1 rRNA gene is annotated in these 443 nt (G+C 37.2%); it reads left to right on the top strand.

The features are described from left to right. A 16S ribosomal RNA gene (locus tag J4G36_RS18275) occupies positions 1-50 on the top strand; the annotation flags it as partial. Between the last annotated feature and the right edge of the window lie 393 nt (positions 51-443).

The raw sequence follows: 443 nt of genomic DNA, 5'->3' as shown, positions 1-443 counted from the left end.
AGTCGTAACAAGGTAGCCGTATCGGAAGGTGCGGCTGGATCACCTCCTTTCTAAGGATTATGTTCGGAAGCGAAAACACTTCGTGTTTGACCTTTCAACATTCGGAATGTGGAATTACTTCCACAAAACTTGACGTTTTGCGTTCAGTTTTGAAGGCTCATTTAATTTATTAGGTGTTTCTCACTTAGTAAATCATGAACTTTCAAAACTTGTTCTTTGAAAACTGGATAAAACAATAAAAAGAGTAACAAATCAAGTAATCAATCGAGTCAATTACTTTTGTAGTTGACAATGCAATACCTTTTTAATGAATATTGACTCTACATCGCTGTTTAGTCGTATTCAAGAAAAGTATTTAACAGTGAACAGCGCGGTCAAATGCACTGGAATCTGATGAATATTTTAGGTTAAGTTAGAAAGGGCGCACGGCGGATGCCTTGGCA

This window comes from Sporosarcina sp. 6E9, assembly GCF_017921835.1.
Classification (GTDB): Bacteria; Bacillota; Bacilli; order Bacillales_A; family Planococcaceae; genus Sporosarcina.
Note: the sequence above shows the minus strand (reverse complement) of the source record. Positions and strands in the feature narration are given on the sequence as shown.